Source organism: Psychrobacter sp. UBA3480, from assembly GCF_002377945.1.
In the GTDB taxonomy this organism is placed as follows: Bacteria; Pseudomonadota; Gammaproteobacteria; order Pseudomonadales; family Moraxellaceae; genus Psychrobacter.
Genome location: NZ_DFQV01000009.1, coordinates 169417 through 191317, shown reverse-complemented (window position 1 = coordinate 191317; position 21901 = coordinate 169417). Strand labels below are relative to the sequence as shown.

Sequence of the window (21901 nt, the reverse complement as noted above, 5' to 3'; positions counted from 1 at the left end):
GCAGTAAAGTCAATAACCGACTGAACGGAAGTGTCATCCAGTGCTGCTTTGATGTTTTTCATTGGCTGAATATCATTGTCAGCTTCAATCAGTTGAGCCTTACCATTAGGAGAGTCTTCAGCAGATACTTGCTCTAGATAAATAGCGGTTTCTACATTTGGCAAAGCAATCACGCCACCGTCGTTAAAAAAGCGATTGTACAGACGCGTCACGATATTACCTCTATTGCGCGCGCGTGGCCGTGGTCTATTGGCTTGTTCGATACTTTGGTCGACGGCCTGAGTATCATTCTGATAATCTGGTAGATAGTCATTCGGATTGATAATATCTGTCGTCGTACCTTCTACATTGGCAGGCACATTCGTACCAGCTATCAGCTCATCACTACTATCATCAGTCGTCAGGCCATTTTCATTCTTAACAATAGCTTCATTGCTAACGACATCTTCATTGCTAACAGCACCACTCACCTCAATCGGACGTGACATCCCTTCAGCTGTGCTCGCCTGTTCTTGCGTTGTTTCATTTCTACCCAACGTATCAAGATTGCTAGGCGCGGGCAAGTTTGTCGCATCTAGCTCTACATCGAGACCAATTGGTGATGTTGTGTCATCTAACGTAGCGATTGGCGCATCAAAGTCACTGTCATTATTGCTAATATTGATACTATCAATATCTTGAGCATTCTGCGCATCCATTGCCGCTAGCTCACGATCGATCTGCTCAGGCGTCATCATTTGATAACCCTGCTGCTGAATCTCGGTTGCTTGTTGCAACAGGTCATCATTAGAAGCGATTGATTGAGCGTTATTTGGATTATATGAAGTACTTGGACTATCAGTGAAAGTTTCTAAATTTTGAGAGTTATTTCTTTGAGAAGTTGTGTTTTGAGCATTGGCATTTTGCGTCGTCGAGTTTCTAGAGCCTGACTTTTTCGAGTTAGGTTTTTTAATGCCCAAGCTCTGTTCGCTATAGTCGTCCAATACTGACTGATCGATAATACCTTGTTCTACTGCTTTTTTTAGACGTAGCGCATCTAGAGCCATATCTAGCTGAGTATCGTCATCTAACAATGTAGCTGATTGCTTGATAGATGCTTGCTCATTAGTAGCTTGACTATTGTTATTCTGGTTACTAAGCGTTTGATTGCTATCAGTTTGGTCAGCAGCAGATGAGTTAGTGATAGCGGTATTGCTTACATTATTAATAGTATCTGCCATTGCCGCAGGTGCCATACCGAACAAACTGGTCGCAAGCGCAGTGCACAATGCCGAACGTCTGAAATTTTTACGCGGCGTTGCTGGATATGTACTTGGATTATTACTATCGTTTTGGATTATGGCTGTGTCACGCTGCATCATGAGACCCTTGAATGCTCGAGTTGAAGGCTGCTTTATCATCTTTACGTCCTATCAGCTCACGCGGCACAATCTTATCAACGATAACGATCGTCAAGTCTGACCGGTGAATAAACTTATAGCAGTTATCTGGAATTAATGGTTTACTACTTTAATTTTATGACTGGTTATCTATAGTGTCGGCTTTAGCACTCTGTGTCTACTGCCTTATAGGTCTACTAGCTTAGAAAAGGCTACTAGCTTATAGATAGCATTAATGGGTAGTAGCCTTTGTTTTCACTACTATTTATACCCTAAAACGCAATCACATAAAATTTATAAATCATAACTTAGTTAAATATCGAATCATAGCATTGACTGCATGTATTTTCACCGAAGCCTTGCTATTATACGGCTTAATATTTATAAAACCTATGCTATATCTTGATATAGTTTTTAATAAAATTTACGATTATTATCATAAAAAAATTGTCGTTCAGCGCCGCTATTTTCTCTATCAGTCGCGATTTATCTGTAGGAATGTCCATGTCCAACCAGTTTCAGTTATTCAAGCGCCGTCGTTTTAGCGCTATGTTTTTTACCCAGTTTTTGGGCGCATTCAATGACAATATTTTTAAGCAGGCGCTCATACTGGTGCTGACTTATACTGCCGCCAGTAAATTGGGCGTAGAGGTCAGTATCCTTAATAACTTGGCCGCCATGTTATTCATCCTGCCCTACTTTTTGTTTTCTGCTTTGGCAGGACAGATTGCTGATAAGTATGAAAAATCAAAGCTTACGCAGTTTATTAAACTGCTTGAGCTGGTCATTATGGCAGTTGCCGCAGTCGGCTTTGTCTTTGAATGGTATGCACTGCTATTTGTCGCGTTATTTTTGATGGGTACGCATTCGACCTTCTTTGGACCGATCAAATACGCTTATCTGCCACAAGCGATGAAAGAAGATGAGTTGGTCGGCGCAAACGGTCTTTTTCAGATGGGTACTTCGCTGGCTATTTTGGTCGGTATGATTGTCGCTGGTATTTTGACTCAGCTATCACAATCATTATATTGGATTAGTGCCACAGTGTTGGTTGTCGCTGTTTTAGGATATCTAGCTGCGCGCTATATCCCTACTATGCCAGCAATGCAGCCTGACCTAAAGATTAACTGGAATATTATTACGACCAGCTTAGCCACTGTCCGTTACTTATACTCTTTGCCTTTTTTGTTCTTTATCATTCTTGGCAACAGCTGGTTTTGGTTTTATGGGGCGACTTTTTTGACCCAAGTGCCAGAGTTCAGTAAGGTGATTTTGCTTGGTGATGAGTCAGTTGTTATTTTCTTACTCACATTGTTTTCTGTTGGTGTGTCAATCGGTTCGGTACTGTGCAAAACATTGACCAAAAATAAAGTTAGCTTGCGTCTATTACCATTCGGTATTGCTGGATTAAGTATCTTTGCTATTGATTTGTATTTTTCACTTTCAGGTTTAGATATAAATGTGAATAATGACACATTACTTGGCATCGGTGATTTGTTTAACATAAGTGGTAGCTGGCGAGTGTTCGCGGATTTGTTCTTATTAGGATTTAGCGGTGGTTTGTATATCGTACCGCTATATGCTTCTATGCAAGCCTACGCACCTAAGAGTCATCGAGCACGTATTGTTGGCGCAAATAACATTTTTAACGCGATATTTATGGTTACTTCAGCAATTTTTGCGATTGTTATCTTGAATGTTTTAGGGTTTACGCTGCCGCAGCTATTTTTGGTGACAGGGCTATTGAATATCGTGTTTGGTGCATTTTTATACATCAAACTCAATAAACATATTAAGCATGCCGTTATCCAAACCAACGATGGTATAGCACCGTAAATATGGTTAGTTCCATAAATACAGTCTAATGTTGCGCTGATGGTTTCGTAGTTATGATAGCTATAGTAGTTTTCCCACTATCTATAGATTATTTATGGGCTATTTAGACAGTAATATTCGAGCCGATAATTTGGATTTTTTGTTATAGTAATACGCATTATACCGTTATGTTTAAACGGTAACACACTTTATTTTATTGACAGTTTTTAACACCATCAGGAGTGAGTTATGACCCTGCGTCCTTTATCTAAAATTGACCAGTTGTTACTTGGGGTCGATAAGGCATTACGAGCTGTCGTGCCACATTCCAATCCAAGCACGCGGCCGTTGCCCGTCAGTAGCGATGAGATTCCTGAGCTGACCATCACAGAGGCGCGGCACGTCTCAGGTCTTATGCGTATCAATCATACAGGTGAAGTATGTGCCCAAGGTCTATACCATGGCCAAGCGTTTGCCGCAAAAGATAGTGGTGTCAAACAAGCCATGCAACAATCGGCCGAAGAAGAAGTCGATCATTTGGTCTGGTGCGAGACTCGTCTAAGCGAACTTGGTAGCCATGCCAGCGTATTTACGCCGCTTTGGTACGGTATGTCTTTTGGACTCGGTGCAGTCGCAGGCGCGATCTCAAATGAGTTTAGTCTAGGGTTTGTAGCGGAGACAGAAGCTCAGGTCAGCGAGCATCTACAGGATCATATCAAGCAATTACCTGAACATGATCAGCGCTCAAAAGAAATACTGGCACAAATGGATAAAGAGGAGCTGCACCATCGTGAGCTAGCACTTGCAAGTGGCGGCGCTGCTTTGTCTCCCCCAGTACGTCGGACCATGCGATGGATGGCAAATCGCATGAAAGATACCGCTTATCATTTATAGCTTATGGTTACAGGTACTGTTGTTAGCTGCTGTTGTCGACTTTCTTACTCATCAACGTCTGCACAGATTTACGTAGGTTTGCTTAATTCTAGCGATTAACAATCCTACCACAGATAGCGTAAAGCTTAATTTGCTACGGTATTAAAAATTTGTACGATTTTGCAGCAATACGCTATTTATATTACCGTCCAATCAATGAATAACAACCAAATAAATTAAACAAGGTAACGATTTTTATGAAAGCGATTTTCTCTAATAGCCACTCTATTAAGTCACCGAAGTTTGCAACGTTGACCGTCATGGCTGCAACCTGTGCCATGCTGTTATCTGCACCTGTGAACGCTGCAGAAACTGATGCCACTGCAACAGCTGTACCTAGTGCGATGGACTCAAGCAAACGTGTGATTCGTCTTGCTCGTCCTAATGCAGCTATCAGTCCTGCTCAAGCCAATGCCGCTCAAACAAGCTTGCCAGCAACACCTGTGAGCAACAGCCAGCCGACTAATGCGCAAACAACTAACATGCAACTAAGCGGCACTCTGCAAAACAATGCATCTGTTAGCACTGCTCAACCTCAAACACCGCAAATGATGTCGCCTGCTGCTGCACCTGTCATGAACGGCACTACTCGTGTCTATGAGCCTGGTCCAATGACAGCTACCGGTATCGACTTGCGTAGCGGACAACTTCCGAATATTCCTACACCGCAGGTACAGCTCTCAGACATGAGCTTTGTCAAAACCGTACTGATTCCGCAACAAAAAGGGCTAGGTACTGATAAACTTGATGTCAGTTTATTAGATGATTTCATCGCTGACGTATCCCCTAACGCGCGTCACTATCCACCAAACTTCCCTAACCGCTCACAGCGCCATTACACACGTGAAAAAATTAAAGTATTAGCGGATTGGATCGAGCCATATGCTAAGTCGCCAGACGCATCTTTTGATGTATTGCTTCGTGCCGCTAAGCTGAACGGTATGGGTCGTAACCTAGACTTGGGTTCAGACTACACGGTACGTGGTGGTCAATATGTCGATCGCGCTATCAAGCTGCAACCTGATAGTGGTGAGGCTAACTTCCTATACGGCATGATGCTATCAGAAGGCGGCGGCTTCAAAGAAGGTCAAAAGTATCTAGACCGCGCTGTCGCTTTAGGGTATACCGAAGCAGAACAAAGCTTGGCACAGTCAGATCTACTCAGTGACCGCCGTGCTAATGCGTTAGAACGCCTACGTCGTCTTGAAGGGCAATACCCTAACAATACTGTTATTCCTCAACAAATCAAACTCGTTGAAGAAGGTAAGTTCTATATTTGGGATATCCCTGCTCCTGACATTAGTGTAAAACCAGGTGCCTAGAAATGCTGTATTTGTTGGGCTTAGCTATTTAGGGTTTGATTCATAAGATATTTGTTTCATAAGACTTTCACTAGGTCAAATCTCTAGTAAATAATCTAAGCTTCACATACCAAGCGCTTTTGTTTTATCTTTATAAGACAAAAGCGCTTTTTTTCGACTAGCAGAAACCCATTCGTTTTAAAACATGCCTTTATAGAACTGCAAATGAATAGTCTAACGCCAAAAGTTGCGCTACACTCATTATCAATTGCTACTTTCATTACTCATACTCTCATAACTACCGTTTATTGGACTGACTTATGACTTTCGCTGGCTTTGGCAAACAGACAGTAGTGCATACTAATAAAAAAACCCTGCCCATTGCGTCACTTATGCTTTTGGCGGCAGCAGTATTGCTACCAGCTTGTAGTACAGTGACGGTAGATAAACAAGCCTCGGCCAAGACCATCTCAGCGCAGCGCGGCAATATCGTCACTGACAACGCGCTAAGCAGCGACACAGCATCTGCTTTGTTATCAGCAGGACTGAATGAGCAAGCCTGTATGCAGCAATTTGACTTATGCTTGACTCAGCTCTCTGATAGTATGCTTAACAGGCACTATCGGCCTGCCTTAGCTATTTTTGCAGAACTGCACTATGCAAAAGCGCGTCAACTATCTGATTCAAAAAACTGTCGTAATGCGCTTGCACGCCCGCCACTTGATCCGTATTACGCCAATGCGCCTTTAAGTGATGATGACGCCAAAACGCAGCAAAAAGAAACCGACCTGTGTTTAACCGACTATCAAGCAAGGTTGTTTGATGCCGTCAAATACAGCTACACCTATCTATTTTATGACAGTTTGACCCATGACTTTGAAGGTGCAGAGCAAAATAGCAATAGCCATCGTGCGCAAAACCGTATTCCAAATGACAATGATATCCAAACCCAAGACATTTATAACGCTGCTAGCAATGACGTTATCACTCAAATCTATCAGTCGACTGAAAACGCCAATAAATTGATGGGTGATACGACAGTAGAGTATTTGCCAATAACCTCTACTAAGCGTGATAACACCGATGAAGCAGCGATTGCCAATCGACCACCGCTAAAGGGCAAAGCAACAGACCAAGTCAAAGTCATGAAAGTTACCGTAGATGACTATAACCTCGACATTTATTTGCCCAACGAAAACAACTATCTGCAAAATGCTCATAAACAAACTTCCGCTTTGGCAGACTTATCATCCACTTATGAGCTGCGACTCTCCGGTCTCAATTCCGTGAGTAAGCGTCCCGGTTTAGGCATCAGCTTGGTAGCATCGTTGGATGATCGCTACACCACCACAATCCGTCAGTTGTTGGTTGCCTCCTTATCTGGTCGACTGACAAATCAAGATAAAAACACCGACGACAGCGAGCCAAGCTCACGTATTTATCCCACGGGACATCTGTTATTAACGGGTCTGATTAAACCAGATGGCAATAGCGTATTAGATGCGCTGAGCAGTCGTAAGCTTGATATTCATTTATATAACCCGTACCAAACCGAATCCGTTAATATCCTCAATGATGACTACCCACTGGCAGCCAACTTTTCGGCGGGATACGGCTTATGGTTATCAGAGAACCAGTTAGATGGTGTGGGTTATTTAAACTTGATTACGCGCCAGCCAGATGCTCAGCTGCCTAAACTCTTTATGCTCGAGCCTTATGATCCTGATAAACGCGTGTTGATTATGTTGCACGGGCTAGCTTCTAGTCCGGCCACTTGGGTAAATCTGACCAACGATATTCTTAATGATGACAAGCTGCGTGACAATTACCAAGTTTGGCAAATATTCTATCCAACCAATCTGCCTATTTTAGAAAATCGTTATCAGATTCAGCAGTTAATCAACAGCACCTACCAGCAAACTGATCCCAATGGACAAAATCGTGCCAGTCGAAATAGTGTGATTGTTAGTCATAGTATGGGTGCCATTATCGCTCGTATGATGCTATCTGATGAAAATTTAGTCGATGATTTAGATAAGCTTAACGACAAAGACCTCCTCTCTAGTAATGAGAAACAGCAAATCCGTAACGCGCTCAAGACTTCTTTTGGTGAAGATGAGTTAAAGGAACGATTTGAGCTACAGGCGTTGCCGCAAGTAGACACTGCTGTTTTTCTATCTGCACCTTTCCGTGGTACCGATTATGCAGATCGTTGGTTCACCCGTGCGCTACGCCGCATCGTTTACTTACCCGTAGGTCTGGTCAAGACATTCACAGATAACTTAGCGACCATTGCCACACAAGGCGATTTGGCGCAAAACCCACTGGGCGCATTGTATTTGCAGAACGGTGCCAGCCAGTTAAGTGATAAGTCTTCTTTTATAGAGTTAACCAAAGACATTACTATGAATGAGCGTATCACTTACCATTCAATCATTGCCAATAACGATGCCGATATCACTAAAGGACTGGCACAAACGCAACCAAACGGTGCCAAGATTGATTTGTCTCAAGCGGTAGAAGACAATGCTGGAAATGAAACGGCGAGCGTTGATGTCAGCGACAATACTGAGACATCACAGCTACCACCCGAGCCGCTTGTTGCCGCTGTGACGGTCAATGATGATATCAGTCAAGCACTGACCGAGCGTTTGTCAGATGGTATCGTTCCTTATAATAGCGCCCATCTCGATGGTGCCGCATCTGAGACAATTATCAATGGCGGTCATAGTATTCAGACCAATCCGCAGACCATTTTGACGTTGCGAAGAATTTTGCATAAGCAGCTACAAGAATGATGTAGATTTTTGTTATTTCACGAGGTTTTTGATGTGCAAATCGTAACCTTTAAACATCAGTTATAGGTTTCAAATAAGCAGTATGGTCACGCATACTGCTTTGTTTTTAATAATATTAATTTTATTTTTCAATGTTTGAATTATGTTATTTTGATGACTCTTAGGTCTGCAACAGACAGACTGGGTTGCTTGCGTGTATATCTAGGTGAGCGCATAATATATCTATAGCACATGACAGTAATATGTAAATTTATAAGGACATAAATTATTCAATTCAGCTAAACAGTGAGTCGCAAACTTAGCCACAATTTATGTCTAATGGAGCTAAGTCCACGTCACTGAGCTATTGCCCGTAATGCTTGCCACTTTGATCGATGGATAGTTACGGACAGTTACTTGAGCGTTGTATGGAAGTCAGCGCTATTCAGCTAACAGATGAGAGTAACCGTTTATGTTCGCTACATTTATGATTGACCAGCTCGATGCGCTGCTGCTTGCGCGTATCCAATTCGCTTTTGTTATCTCGTTCCATATCGTCTTTCCTGCCTTTTCTATCGGTCTTGCCAGCTGGCTTGCGGTGCTTGAATTCCGCTGGTTAAGAACTGGTGAACCTATCTATGCTGAAGTCTACAAGCATTGGGTCAAAATATTTGCTGTCGTCTTTGGTTTAGGCGTTGTATCAGGCGTGGTGATGTCCTACCAGTTCGGTACCAACTGGGCCGTATTCTCTGATAAAGCCGGTAACGTTTTAGGCCCATTACTCGCCTATGAGGTACTGACAGCGTTCTTCTTAGAAGCGTCCTTCTTAGGTATTATGCTATTTGGTTGGGGTCGCGTGAGCAAACGCATGCATTTTGCTTCAACTGCTATCGTTGCTATCGGCACATTGATTTCAGGTTTTTGGATATTAGCCGCCAACAGCTTTATGCAAACCCCTCAAGGTTTTATGATGGGCGCAGATGGCTTGCTCTATCCTACCGACTGGCTTGAAATTATCTTCAACCCCTCGTTCCCTTACCGTTACGCTCATATGATGACCGCGGCATTTCTGACCACTGCTTTTGTTATTGGTGGTATCGGTGCATATTATATTCAATCTAAAAAACACGTCGAGCACCGCGCGCATGGTCGTGTAATGCTAGGTATGGCGATGATTATGGCCATCTTTGTTGCGCCTGCTCAGGTATTGATTGGTGATGAGCATGGTCTAAATACCCTTGAGCATCAACCTGCTAAAGTGGCTGCGATGGAAGGACTCTGGGAGGATGAACGCGGTGCCGCACTACGCTTATTCGCGATTCCTGACCAAGAAAACCAGACCAATAAGTACGAAGTAAAAATTCCTTATGTGACTGGTTTAATCTTGACCCACTCATTAGATGGTGAAGTTAAAGGGCTCAAAAACTGGGCACCTGAAGATCAACCACCCGTTATCATCGTGTTTTGGGCGTTTCGTATCATGGTTGGTATTGGCATGCTTATGGTACTGGTCGGCCTATTCAGTCTATACAAATACTTCAAAAAACAGCAGTTCAATACTGACAGTGTGTGGTTCCACCGTGCTTGGATGATGATGACTCCGCTTGGTTTTATCGCCTTATTATCAGGTTGGTTCGTAACCGAGACAGGACGTCAGCCTTGGACGGTTTATGGGGTCATTCGTACTGCTGAAAGTATGTCTCCTCTTGCAGCACAGCAAGTCGCGACCACGTTGATTGGCTTTATCGTGCTGTACATATTTGTCTTTGGTGCAGGCAGTTTTTATATCTTGCGCTTGATTGCTCAAGGACCTAAACCTTATACAGATCCTGCAGAAGATAACTTCTACGAGCACTCAGTGACTGAGAGTCAAGGCCGCGCGTTAAGTGGTGATAGTAATCCTGCCAAAGGTACTGAAGAAGGCTTAGATGAGCCTGCAAATGATGTCGATGATGGAGGATTACGCTAATGTTTAACTTCGGTGATGTATTAGATTTACCTCTTATTTGGGGCGGTTTGATTGCTTTGTCTGTCTTTGTCTATGTACTGCTTGATGGCTTTGATTTGGGCTGCGGTATTTTGTTCCCTTTTGCAGGCTCAGATAAAAACCGTAGCCGCATGATGAACTCTATCGCGCCATTTTGGGACGGTAATGAGACGTGGCTAGTACTAGGCGGTGGTGGTCTATTCGCAGCATTCCCTGTTGCTTATGGCATCATCATGACAGGTCTGTATTTACCAGTGACTGCCATGTTGTTCGGTCTTATCATGCGCGGCGTGGCGTTTGAGTTTCGCTTTAAATCCTCTTCGCGCCGGCATGTATGGGATACCTTCTTCTTTGTCGGCTCAGTCGTTGCCACTTTCTCTCAAGGCATTATGCTTGGGGCGTTAGTGCAAGGTTTAGAAGCCAGTAATCGTCTATATACTGGTGGTCCATTTGATTGGCTCACACCCTTCTCGATAGTATGTGGATTTGCCATGATTATTGGTTATGCCTTGCTTGGCTCGACGTGGCTTATCATAAAAACAGAACATACGTTGCAAGTATGGGCGCGCCAAGTTTCTAGATGGATGCTTACTGCGTTACTAGTAGCGATGGTTGTGGTCACAGCGTTTATGTACTTCTCAGACATCGATGCGTTAGAAGGATGGTTTAGTTTCCCAGATTTGTTATACCTTGCTCCTATGCCTATCATTGTCATGCTTTTATTCTTTATCATGCGTAAAGACTTAAAAACTGAGCGTGAGTATCGTCCATTTTTACTAACGGTTGCTCTATTTTTAATGGGTTATATCGGGGTTTGTTTCGCCCTATTCCCTTATATCGTACCGTATCAAATGACGATTTATGAGGCTGCTGCAGCCGATACTTCGTTATCATTCATGTTGATTGGCGCATGTATCATGTTACCGATTATCTTGAGCTATACAGCATTTGCTTACTATACCTTCAAAGGTAAATCTGATCACAATCCGATGTACTAGTCGCTAATCGCGGCAAGTAACGGATCAGCTAAAAAGGATGGCTATCATTGTTTGTAGATGGTAGTCACACTTCAAACGCTAATCAGGAGATCTCTATGAAAAAGTTCAGTAAAAAACAATCGCAATGGGCATGGTTCGTGGGTCTATATTTGGCAGGGTTTTTAGTGGTGTTTACCATTGCTCAGCTAATCAAACTGGCCATGGGTGTTTAGCATAATTGCCTAATTATACGATTGAGTGCCAGTTAGTTAGCTGGTGAATAGCTTGCTAGATGCTGAATTTGCACTTTTGTCTTGCTAATACACTTTACTTAGACATGTCGTAAAAAATATTTCTATATGCATAAAAAAAGCAGCGTTGAATAATCAACGCTGCTTTTTATTTATCTTAAATTTATCAGTTTGGTTTACCTGCATGCTCGATATCATTCTGTTCGATAAACTCATTGACCTGTGTTAAACGCTCAGGCGTGCCCACGTCTATCCAATTATCTGTCGTCACTTCAGCGGTAATCTGAAACTTTATCATTGCTTGCTTTAGTAATGGTGCTAATGCAGCAGGCTGTCCTGATACCAGCCCCTCTACCAATTTTGGTGACATTACGCTAATACCCGCAAAGGTATACTTATCTGCATCTCCCACCGGCTGTTCACTAGCAAGGCCGTTATTAATAGCGAAATCACCACCATTATTGTGCTCTGGATTATCAATCAATAATAAATGCGCGCGCTGATCCGCTCCCAATATATAGTCTGTTAATTGAGAAAAATCATAGGTAGTCCATACATCAGAATTGACCAGAATAAACGGCTCTTCCTTTAGTTTACCTGATTGTAATGCCTGGAAAATGCCGCCTGCGGTCTCGAGTGGTTCATCGTCTTCTACTGACCAATGCAACTTTACGCCATACTGTGAACCATCGCCTAAGGTGTCCATTAGCTTATCTGCCAACCATGATGCATTGACCGTGATATCAGTAATTCCTGCTGCTTGTAGTGCTTTAATATGCCATACAATAAGTGGTTGACCTGCGACCTCAACCAAAGGCTTAGGTGTCTCAAGCGTTAATGGACGTAGGCGTGTGCCCTTGCCCGCTGCCAAAATCATGGCTTGTGTAATCGTAGAGGTAGACATCTGCGCTCCTATCTTTATTATTTAAATTAATTTAGCTGAGCTTCATCTACGCTGAAGCAAACTTTTCTTTATAAGCAGGTAGCACTGCCTCTTGTAGCCATTGGTTAAACGGTGTAATTGATTGCTTTAGATCATCATCGCCATATTCGGAAAGCCAGTTTAATTCAATAATCAAATCGCGCATGACTTTAGGAATATCTGCCAAATAGCGGTCTTTGCCATCACGCTCAGACAAACGAATAAAAATCCCTAATACTTTTAGATGACGTTGTACGCCTATGACATTCACATCGTTTTCAAACTGCACTGCGCTATCAGCAGTGGTTAGTGATTTTTGATTTTGTAGCTGCCAAAAGTCATTAATCCATGCAGATATTTGGCTCTCTGGCCATTCAACATAAGCATCGCGGACTAACGACACTAAATCATAAGCATACGAACCAATGACGGCATCTTGAAAATCAATCACGCCCAGCTTTGATTTATCTGCTTGATCTTGCATGAGGTTGCGGCTGTGATAATCACGATGGACAACCACTTGTGGCTGTCGCAAAATCTCATTCATTAGTGCTGTTTTTAGGTTTCCCCAAACCTGCTCATCTAGCGCGACACCAATATAAGGCATAAACCATTCGCTAAATAAATCCATCTCACGGTCTAATAGTGATATATCATAATCTGGCAGCTGGTGTTGTGACTTCGCCGTTTCTACTGGTACCGTTTGTAGCGCGACTAATGTCTGCATTGCTAGCTGATAGTAGTCATTGATTTGGTCTGCGGTGGCATCGACAAGTAAATGGGCAAATTCTAATGTGCCAAAATCTTGTAATACCAAGAATCCTTTTTCTACATTTTGTGCAGTCAAAGTCGGCACGTTGACAGCAGGTGCCATCAGTTTCGCAACATTGATAAACTGCAGCATCGCATCTTGCTCGTCAGCGGAGTCCATGACGATATAATGCTTATTGGCGCTATTGTCTGTCTCTGATAGTTCGATACGATGATATCGGCGGGCACTAGCGTCACCAGGTAAGCTGTCTAGACTAAAGGTTTGATCTAAAAATACTTGCTGTAACCATTGTTCTAATTGCTGTTGGCGGTTGTTATTTTCATCGATCATATCAGTCTCTAAAGTCGTTTTGTCAGTCATATTGGGCATCGCTGGTTAAATATAAGTCATAAATAATTAAAGTAGTGATAAGTCTGACAAATACTTGCTAAAATAGCGATATGCGGCGGTGCTATACAAGCTGCCACAGACGTATTGCTATATCATTCAATACTTGATGTCGGATAGAATCGCTATCGCTACTTAAAAATCAGCATGGCTATATTATAAATTTTGGTAAATAGTGTAGCTGATTTGGTTTTTTTTGACTATGATTAGTCGTCATTATATGTAAAACATTCAAATTTTTGAGAATACATTAGTCATATTTTAGTTGCTCGTTCACTGCTTTATGTCGTTCGGTGATACCGCTACTAAACTCAGTCATGCAATCCAATAAGCTCTGCAATCATAGGTGTGCCCTTGTTATATTCTCCGCTTTACCAAAGCATCCGCTTGATCTTATTTGGTGCCTTAGGCTTATCTAGCCTAACTGTCAGTGCTGCCATTGGTGATATCAATACGCAAAAAACTGAACCACTCACTACGGATAGTACAGGCAGCTATGCGTCTAATAGTGTGGCGACTGACGCCAGTAGTATTAGTCGTACTCAAAGTAATGATGGCTATCCAGAAGCAGATATTCTAAATGATACTTATCAAGAGAATACTAATTCTGCTAATACGAATGACGCTACTTTATCGAATGATACTGCGTTAGATAGCAGATTCTCTGAAAACAATAACCTAAATATCACAGAGATTAATGAAGCTGCTGACTCTGAAGCTTTTAGCAATGAAGTTTCTAATACTGCTAATCTAAATACAGAAACTAGCAACCAACCAAGCAGTAATACACCAGATAGCAGTGCCTTTGTCCCTAAAGCGATAACAACGAATAATGGTAAGCTAGACCTTAATGACGAGAGTATTCAAGCCAGCCTAATGCGCTTAGCAGAGTTTTATGAGCTAACGCCAGATACCGATGCTTCAGCATTAAACAATGAGGCTATTAGCACTGAAGCGAACAATGCTCATAATAATGCGATGCCTGCTGCACAGACGATTCCAAAGGTCGGTAGAGACTTACGTCTGTTGCCAAATGCCGTGGACAGTGCCCAGCGCTGTGAAGGTCAATGGGTATATCCGCAGAGTAACCCCAATTATCAACGCGCTGTAAACGAAGCTGGTACGGCAAACGGACAACCAGCACCAAATGTGGCTAGCGTTCCGAATAATCAAGCCCCTTTGTTTACCGAGTCAGATTACGGTTATTACAATAACGTGAATTACGCTGAGCTATCAGGCAATGTAAAAATTGACCAAGGCACTCAGCATATCGAAGCAGAAAAAGTCATGATTGACTTGAGCAATGGCGTTGCGGCGGCGCAAGGCAAAGTCATGTTTACAGATAATGCGACTGGACAGCATACACGCAACGTCTCTACAAACAATGCCGCTACAAAAAATGTCTCTACAAATAATGGCCAAGCCAGCTTTAATGATAGAGCGGCACAAGGTGGCCTAATTGGCGTTGCAGATAGCTTGAATTACAATACTGAGACTGGTCAATCAACGGCCAATGATGTGGCATTTGCTAGTGTTGGTCTACAAGCGCACGGCTATGCCAAACGCTTAAACAAACCGAATGAGAGTGAATACGAGCTGGATCAGGTGATGTTTAGTACCTGTCCACCTACCAATCGCAAATGGCAATTTGAAGCGAAGAGTATCGATCTAAATACCGATACAGGACGCGGCGAAGCGTATAACACCACTTTCCGTGTGGCTGACATACCCGTATTTTATCTCCCCTACTTTAACTTCCCGATAGACAGTCGCCGTAGTAGTGGATTTTTATTACCAAGTGCTAGCGTCAGTAGTGAAAGTGGTCTTGAAGTTGATATTCCTTATTATTTCAACTTAGCACCTAACTACGATGCCACCCTTAACACGCATATTTATACTGACCGTAACCCTATGCTATCAGGTGAGTTCCGTTATCTGACTGAGAATTATGGGGAAGGTATTTTAAACGGTTCATACTTACCAAACGACAAAGAGTATGATGACGAAGATCGTACCAGCTTGTTTTATGACCACACTTGGTCGTCAAAAAGCATTCCACGATTAAGCGCTGACGCTGAATACAACTATGTATCAGATGCCGATTACCTTAATGATTTTGATACGTTGGGCTTGTCAGACAGCACCATAAACTTGCCACGTCGTGCCCGCGTCAATTATTACAATGATTATGTCGATGGTGAACTAAAAGTAGAAACTTTCCAGACTTTAGATGCATTCACTGATAGTGGTGAAGCGTTAGAAGACAAAGACAAGCCGTACTCACGCTTGCCACAGCTCAAATTAAATTATCGCCTGCCTTGGGCTGAGCGCTTCGATATCACTGGTATTCATGATTCTGCATACTTCAAAAAATCTATCGATGATGGTTCTGAAAACGAAAAAAGTGGCGCACGTATTTATAATAAACTAAGCGCTGCCTATCCGATGGAAACCTCTTGGGGTTATATCAAACCTAAGCTGAGCTTGCAGCATCTATATACGTCATATGATGAAGATAGCTTAGAAGATAATCAGCTTAGTGAAGAAGATGGCAGTCAATCTGTGTTTGTTCCGCAAGCCAGTATCGATGCAGGTCTACACTTTTATCAAGCAGGCTCACCATTTGGTGCGTTTGACGATACGATGGGTGGTTATCGTTTACTTAGCCCAAGCGTAAAATATACGTATTCACCGTATAAGAACCAAAATGACATTCCTAACTTTAATACGCGTATTGCCTCTATTAACTATGAGCAGCTATTTTCGGACAGTTGGTTTTTAGGTCATGATCGTTTGCAGGATTTGCATTCTATTACGCCTGGCGTCAATTATCGTTACATCGATGCAACGGGTGTGACACGTTTTGATGGTAGCATTGCAGAACAGTTCTATCTAGATGATGGACGTGTAACACTTGATGACGATCAGCCAGTGTTTACCTCGTCTTCTTCAGGTATGGTATGGGATACCAGCACTCAGCCTTATAATAATTTTTGGGTTGATGTTAGCGGTGCCCTAACCAGTAACTATGATTTGAACTACATTACGACTGAGCTGCGTTATCAGCCATCAGACAACAGCTTATTTAATGTGGGCTATGTCAAGCGTCAACGTGATGACAATACCGATCAGTTGCCATTATCTGCGTTTACCGCTTCCGCTGTTTTCCCTATCAATAACAGCTGGCGTATATTGGCTCAGGGTCAGTACGATTATAATCGTAACAAGATGCTCGATTCATTAATCGGCGTTGATTACGAAGACTGCTGTTTCGGCTTTGCTGTTTATGGTCGCCGCTATTACAATGACCTAAACGTAAAAGACGAGCCAACACAAGCTATTATGGCAGAAGTTAGATTAAACGGTCTTGGCAGCGGTAGTAGCCGCTTGACACGATTACTTGCTGATAAGATTTTGGGCTTTGAACCTGTACAGACGGCATGGAAAGACTAACCAGTTTTTTGCTAGATTAGAGTTATTTACGTAAATATTTATAAGACACTATTTGAACCCCTATTATGGGAAACGCTGTCGAATATTTTATTATTAAGAGTATTGGATAGAGTTGACCGACTACCATCCGATGCAATGACATTGATGAGGAGCATCATGAGATTTTTTTCTTTACGTCAGACTAGCAGAGCAGTATTGCTATCTATGGCAGGCCTTACGCTTACGTTAAGTGCCAACGCTGCTACTGTAAAACCTGCAGCAGCTCAAGCTTCTACTTCTGCTGCGCAAAACTCAGTTGATCGCTTAACGCCAGCCAATAGCACAGACGGTATTATTGCCCTAGTTAATGAAAATGCTATCTTAAAAAGCGAACTGGTTGATGCTATCGAGCAAACTCAAGCACGTGCAAAAGCTGCTGGAGAGCCTATCGCAAACTCAGCACAACTACAATCTGAAGTGTTAAACGCACTTATTTTGCGTGAACTACAACTGTCTATGGTCAAACGTGCGGGACTGTCTGCCGATGAAGCAGAAATCAATCAACGTCTTGGTCAAATCGCTCAAGCTGAAGGCCTTAATAGCATCGCAGCATTGCAGCAACGTCTAGATGCAGCGCAACCTGGTAGTTATGCCAATCTGCGTGCCAAACTGATCGAAGAGGCTTCTATCCAAGCGCTACAGCAGCGTCAAATTACTCGCCGAGTACGTATTAGCGAGCAAGACATTGATGCATTTTTGGCCTCGCCTGAAGCCAAACGTCTGAATCAAAGCGAATATCAAACCATTCACGTACGTGTGCCTTATATAGATGACTATAGTCGCCTATCGGCTGCTCAACGTGAAGAAGCCTTAAAGGTGGCACAGGCATTACGGACGCGTTTGCTTGAGCCAAACGTCAACGTCGCTGAAGCTGTTGCTGCTAGCCAAGGAAGCTATCCGATTCCATTGCAAGGTGGGGATATGGGCTTTCATAAGGCCGCCTCTTTACCGACAGAGCTGTCCAGCAAAATCACCAAGCTAGACGTTGGTACTGTAAGCGAGCCATTATTAACTCCTGAAGGGATTGACATCATTAAGCTTGCTGATAAGAAAGCCAGCAATACGATGCTGATACCACAGTGGCATACTCGCCATATCCTAGTTAAAGTCGATGATTTACAGACTGATGCGCTTGCTGAACAAAAAATTAATGATTTATACGAGCAGCTTCGTGGCGGCGCTGACTTTGCTAGCTTAGCCTCAACGTATTCAGACGATCCAGGTTCTGCTGGACGTGGCGGCGACCTTGACTGGGTTAGCGAAGAAGATATGGTTGGTCCATTTGAAGCCACAATGAAAAATACGGCTGTTGGCGACTACTCTGCACCATTTAAGACGCAATTTGGTTGGCATATCCTAAAAGTCGACGGTAAGCGCGATCAAGATATTAGCGAGCAATATCGTCGTAATATGGCACGTCAAGCATTGTATCAACGCCTAGCACCACAAGCTCAAGAAGACTGGTTACAAGAACTACGTGCTGGCGCTTATATTCAGATACTTGGCTGATATGTTGCAATAAGCTAATAGTATTAAGTTAGCGAAAGTACTGAATCGATTTAAATAAAGAAGGGTATATGCAATGGCATATACCCTTCTTTATCTTGCGCAGTTAGATATTTGACTGGAAGCTTGATGAGAAAATCCCAAAGTTAAGTAGTTTAAATCTTGATAAACCAAAATCTATACACAAAGAAAAACCCCGAACCTAGGGCGATTGGTTCAGGGTTTCAATACTTCATGTTATTGTTATTATCTCTCTTCCGTGCTGACTCATCCTAAGTCATTTAACAGTATTATATAAGACAGCGGGCTGACCTGTGCTTTTATTGGTACTGTCTCAACACTACATCCATGCGTATCCTTGTGTTGATGGATGTATTATAGGCCAATGGACTTGGTGCCGATAGAAGCTAAAGACTCTATTTTGCGTAAGCATATGCTTACATCATCTCTATGCATTACAGCTAATAAACGGCCTCTTTTATCAACCAAAACTGCGCTGTTCTTGTCTGTGCTCTTCTGACACTTTCTCACCTTCTTTCTTGCCTTCTTCGATTTTGTTGTCAGTCTCTTGGATATCTTCTGCTTGTGCAGTAGGCGCATTGCCTTCTTGCTTGCTTGCCTCTTCTGGCTCATATTGCAAGGTAGTCATCACAGGAAAGTGGTCAGATCCTACGGATGGCATACGCTGAATATCAACTACTGTAAAGCAGGCACTATGAAAGATATGATCTAAAGCCCAACGCAGAAATGGATATTTAACATGGAAGGTATTAATAAAATGTCGACCAATGCGAGGATCTAACAGACCAGAGATACGTTGGAAACGACGTGTGGTTTTTGACCATGCGACATCATTGAGATCACCTGCCAGTATCGCCGTTTGGTCATTTTCTTTTATATGTTTACCCACCATGAGCAGCTCAGCATCACGCGTGGTGGACTTATCAGCTTCAGTTGGGCTAGGCGGCATGGGATGCAAGCAATATAACCAAACGACGCGGCCTCCTTGCAAGCGCAATTGAGTATGAATAGAGGGTATATCATCTATCATTAAATACTTAACTTCAGGATCAATCAGCTCAAGCTTAGAATACAAGTGCATACCATATAGATTATCTAGTGGCACTTTCACGGTATAGGGATAGTCAGACTCAACTTGCTGTAAGGCTTGCTCCCATTTCTTATCACTTTCTAATGTAATTAAGATATCAGGCTGCTTTCGCTTAACCAAATCAACCAACTTTTGCGTTTCGTCATTGGGCGTCAATACGTTTGATACCATGATTTTTATTTGATGCGCTTGCCCTTCTGGCTTATCTTTTGCCTTTTGAACTTCTTTTTTCCATAGCTTAGTATATGGCAGTACCATTCTTAGCTGAAATGCTAACGTACCGCTCAGTACAACAAACAATATCCACTGCCCTAATTCCCACTCTGAGAAAAACACTATCATGCTGACCCAAGCGATAATACCAAGCACCATTATTTGAATACGTGGAAACTCAACACCGCGCACCCACCAGTTATCTAGCGGCAGCCAGCCCCAGATTGTGACAAAGGCGATGAATCCTGCTAGACCTTGTAAGGCGTAATATAATAGTGAGAGATCCATAAGTAGGTACTAACCGTTGATTGAAATGTTGATAGAGCCGATGATGTATATTGGTTAAGCTTTTGTTTGATAAGAAATATCGTGGTTGTAAATCACCTGACATCAAATAACTAACGTCGAGTAATTGTGTTTGAGACTTACTTTAGCATTTCAGAAGATTCTCGCCTACTGGTGAGTCTCAATTATGCGACAACTATCATAAAACGTTACAATATTGGCTCACTCAATGTAATGCGTGATTTATTAAACATTATATTTTTGAGGTCGTCAGATAGCCAAGTATCTATTCAATAGTAATAACTTAAAGTTATAGTCGACATAGTTAATAGTGTATGGAAAACGACCAAATAATAGCCAAAACGCCTTGCTTTTTCGCGCCATTCACGGCATTGTTATCGGTTGACGATGCAACAAATAATTGTAAATAGGATTGAATTTCATGAGTGATTTAACAGTAGGTTTGGTAGGCTGGCGCGGTATGGTAGGGTCAGTATTAATACAACGTATGCAGGAAGAAAATGACTTTAACGGTATTACACCCGTGTTTTTTTCTACCAGTAATGCTGGTGGTGATGCACCAAAATTCGATGGTATTGAAACCGGCCAACTAAAAGACGCTCATGATATTGAAGCACTTGCTGCTTGTGATGTCGTTATTACTTGCCAAGGTGGTGACTATACGTCAAAAGTCCATCAACCACTGCGTGATAGCGGTTGGAACGGCTATTGGGTTGATGCGGCAAGTACGCTGCGAATGAAAGATGACAGCATCATCGTTCTTGATCCAGTCAACCGTAATGTTATTGATAGTGCCCTAGCCAACGGCAAAAAAGACTTTATCGGTGGTAACTGTACCGTATCGTTGATGCTGATGGCTATCGGTGAGCTGTTTAATAAAGGCTGGGTCGAATGGGTCAGCGCGATGACATATCAGGCTGCTAGTGGCTCTGGCGCAAACAACATGCGTGAGCTCATCAATGGCATGGGTGTGTTACGTGATGCCGTCCAAGACGAATTGGCTGACCCAGCTAGTGCTATTCTTGAGATTGATAAAAAAATCGCTCAGACTCAGCGCTCAGCAGACTTTCCTACACAATACTTCGGTGTACCATTGGCTGGTAGCTTGATTCCTTACATCGATGCGCAGCTAGAAAACAAACAGTCAAAAGAGGAATGGAAAGGCGGCGTCGAGACCAATAAGATCTTGGGTAATGATGAAACCAGTACAATTCCTATCGACGGTATGTGTGTACGCGTCGGTGCCATGCGTTGTCATGCGCAAGGCCTAACGATCAAGCTGAAAAAAGACATTCCACTAGAAGAAATCGAAGCTGCACTCAGAAACAGTGGCAACGAGTGGTTGGACTTGGTCGAAGATGACAAAGAAGCTACTATGAATCGCCTAACGCCAGTGGCCGTAACTGGAACCTTAACAGTTGCGCTAGGTCGCTTGCGTAAGTTGAATATGGGCCCTGAATATCTAGGTGCATTTACCGTTGGTGATCAGTTGTTATGGGGCGCAGCAGAACCATTACGTCGTATGCTTAATATCATCCGTGAGCAAAACGTCTAACTCAGATACCTTAAATAAAGCACGAAAAAGACAGCGATTGCTGTCTTTTTTTATAGGCTGATTACTAGTTAGATTGATACGCAATCATCACCTCATTACGACGTAAAAATGGTAGCGTCCAAGGCGGATTATAACGGGCCAATTCAGGCTCGCCTGTAGGCGTCAAATTCTGGTCTTGCATCCATGTTTGCAGCGCTTCGGTTTTTTCCGCTACTTT

14 protein-coding genes and 1 pseudogene are annotated in these 21901 nt (G+C 42.7%); 10 read left to right on the top strand and 5 right to left on the bottom strand.

What is annotated here, in order from left to right:
• Positions 1–1400 (bottom strand): annotated as a pseudogene (locus tag B2863_RS03495) (outer membrane protein assembly factor); the annotation flags it as partial.
• Positions 1401–1883: 483 nt separating this feature from the next.
• On the opposite strand from B2863_RS03495, the gene B2863_RS03490 reads away from it, so the two are divergent.
• The 7 genes from B2863_RS03490 to B2863_RS03460 all read left to right on the top strand — a co-directional run bounded on the left by B2863_RS03490 (position 1884) and on the right by B2863_RS03460 (position 11402).
• A complete protein-coding gene (locus tag B2863_RS03490; protein ID WP_057759165.1) occupies positions 1884–3215 on the top strand; it encodes an MFS transporter in 1332 nt (443 codons plus the stop codon).
• Between the two features lie 234 nt (positions 3216–3449).
• Positions 3450–4088 carry a 2-polyprenyl-3-methyl-6-methoxy-1,4-benzoquinone monooxygenase gene (gene coq7, locus B2863_RS03485; RefSeq protein ID WP_201571247.1) on the top strand — a complete coding sequence of 213 codons (639 nt, stop codon included), beginning with the start codon at positions 3450–3452 and terminating at the stop codon, positions 4086–4088.
• Positions 4089–4324: 236 nt separating this feature from the next.
• Positions 4325–5449, top strand: a complete 1125-nt coding sequence (locus tag B2863_RS03480; RefSeq protein WP_296207526.1) for a tetratricopeptide repeat protein — start codon at positions 4325–4327, stop codon at positions 5447–5449.
• Positions 5450–5748: 299 nt separating this feature from the next.
• The gene (locus B2863_RS03475; RefSeq protein ID WP_296207523.1) at positions 5749–8226 is read left to right on the top strand and encodes an esterase/lipase family protein; all 2478 of its coding nucleotides are present in this window, start codon (positions 5749–5751) and stop codon (positions 8224–8226) included.
• 451 nt (positions 8227–8677) lie between these two features.
• Positions 8678–10174 carry a cytochrome ubiquinol oxidase subunit I gene (locus B2863_RS03470; protein ID WP_191114920.1) on the top strand — a complete coding sequence of 499 codons (1497 nt, stop codon included), beginning with the start codon at positions 8678–8680 and terminating at the stop codon, positions 10172–10174.
• Positions 10174–11190 (top strand): cytochrome d ubiquinol oxidase subunit II, encoded by a 1017-nt coding sequence (gene cydB, locus B2863_RS03465; protein ID WP_057759155.1) that lies wholly within the window; start codon positions 10174–10176, stop codon positions 11188–11190. The genes B2863_RS03470 and cydB overlap by 1 nt, the downstream gene beginning before the upstream one ends.
• A 95-nt stretch (positions 11191–11285) precedes the next feature.
• Positions 11286–11402, top strand: a complete 117-nt coding sequence (locus B2863_RS03460; protein WP_101206161.1) for a DUF2474 domain-containing protein — start codon at positions 11286–11288, stop codon at positions 11400–11402.
• A 184-nt stretch (positions 11403–11586) separates the two neighbouring features.
• On the opposite strand, the gene murU is transcribed toward B2863_RS03460, so the two are convergent.
• Together murU and B2863_RS03450 are read right to left on the bottom strand one after the other, a co-directional pair.
• Positions 11587–12324 (bottom strand): N-acetylmuramate alpha-1-phosphate uridylyltransferase MurU, encoded by a 738-nt coding sequence (gene murU / locus B2863_RS03455; protein WP_296207520.1) that lies wholly within the window; start codon positions 12322–12324, stop codon positions 11587–11589.
• Positions 12325–12370: 46 nt separating this feature from the next.
• Positions 12371–13474 carry an aminoglycoside phosphotransferase family protein gene (locus B2863_RS03450; RefSeq protein ID WP_414706873.1) on the bottom strand — a complete coding sequence of 368 codons (1104 nt, stop codon included), beginning with the start codon at positions 13472–13474 and terminating at the stop codon, positions 12371–12373.
• A gap of 381 nt (positions 13475–13855) precedes the next feature.
• Between B2863_RS03450 and B2863_RS03445 the strand changes: the two genes are divergently transcribed.
• Positions 13856–16954: an LPS-assembly protein LptD gene (locus tag B2863_RS03445; protein ID WP_296207517.1), complete on the top strand. Its 3099-nt coding sequence runs from the start codon at positions 13856–13858 to the stop codon at positions 16952–16954.
• Positions 16955–17110: 156 nt separating this feature from the next.
• On the top strand, positions 17111–18502 hold the full coding sequence (locus B2863_RS03440) for a peptidylprolyl isomerase (protein WP_201567023.1): 1392 nt from the start codon (positions 17111–17113) through the stop codon (positions 18500–18502).
• 478 nt (positions 18503–18980) lie between these two features.
• On the opposite strand, the gene B2863_RS03435 is transcribed toward B2863_RS03440, so the two are convergent.
• A complete protein-coding gene (locus B2863_RS03435) occupies positions 18981–20111 on the bottom strand; it encodes an endonuclease/exonuclease/phosphatase family protein (RefSeq protein ID WP_296207514.1) in 1131 nt (376 codons plus the stop codon).
• 439 nt (positions 20112–20550) lie between these two features.
• On the opposite strand from B2863_RS03435, the gene asd reads away from it, so the two are divergent.
• Positions 20551–21684, top strand: coding sequence for an aspartate-semialdehyde dehydrogenase (gene asd, locus B2863_RS03430; RefSeq protein WP_296207512.1), 1134 nt, complete (start codon positions 20551–20553; stop codon positions 21682–21684).
• Between the two features lie 64 nt (positions 21685–21748).
• On the opposite strand, the gene B2863_RS03425 is transcribed toward asd, so the two are convergent.
• A partial coding sequence (locus B2863_RS03425) for a heme-binding protein (protein ID WP_296207571.1) occupies positions 21749–21901 on the bottom strand: 153 nt, incomplete at its 5' end.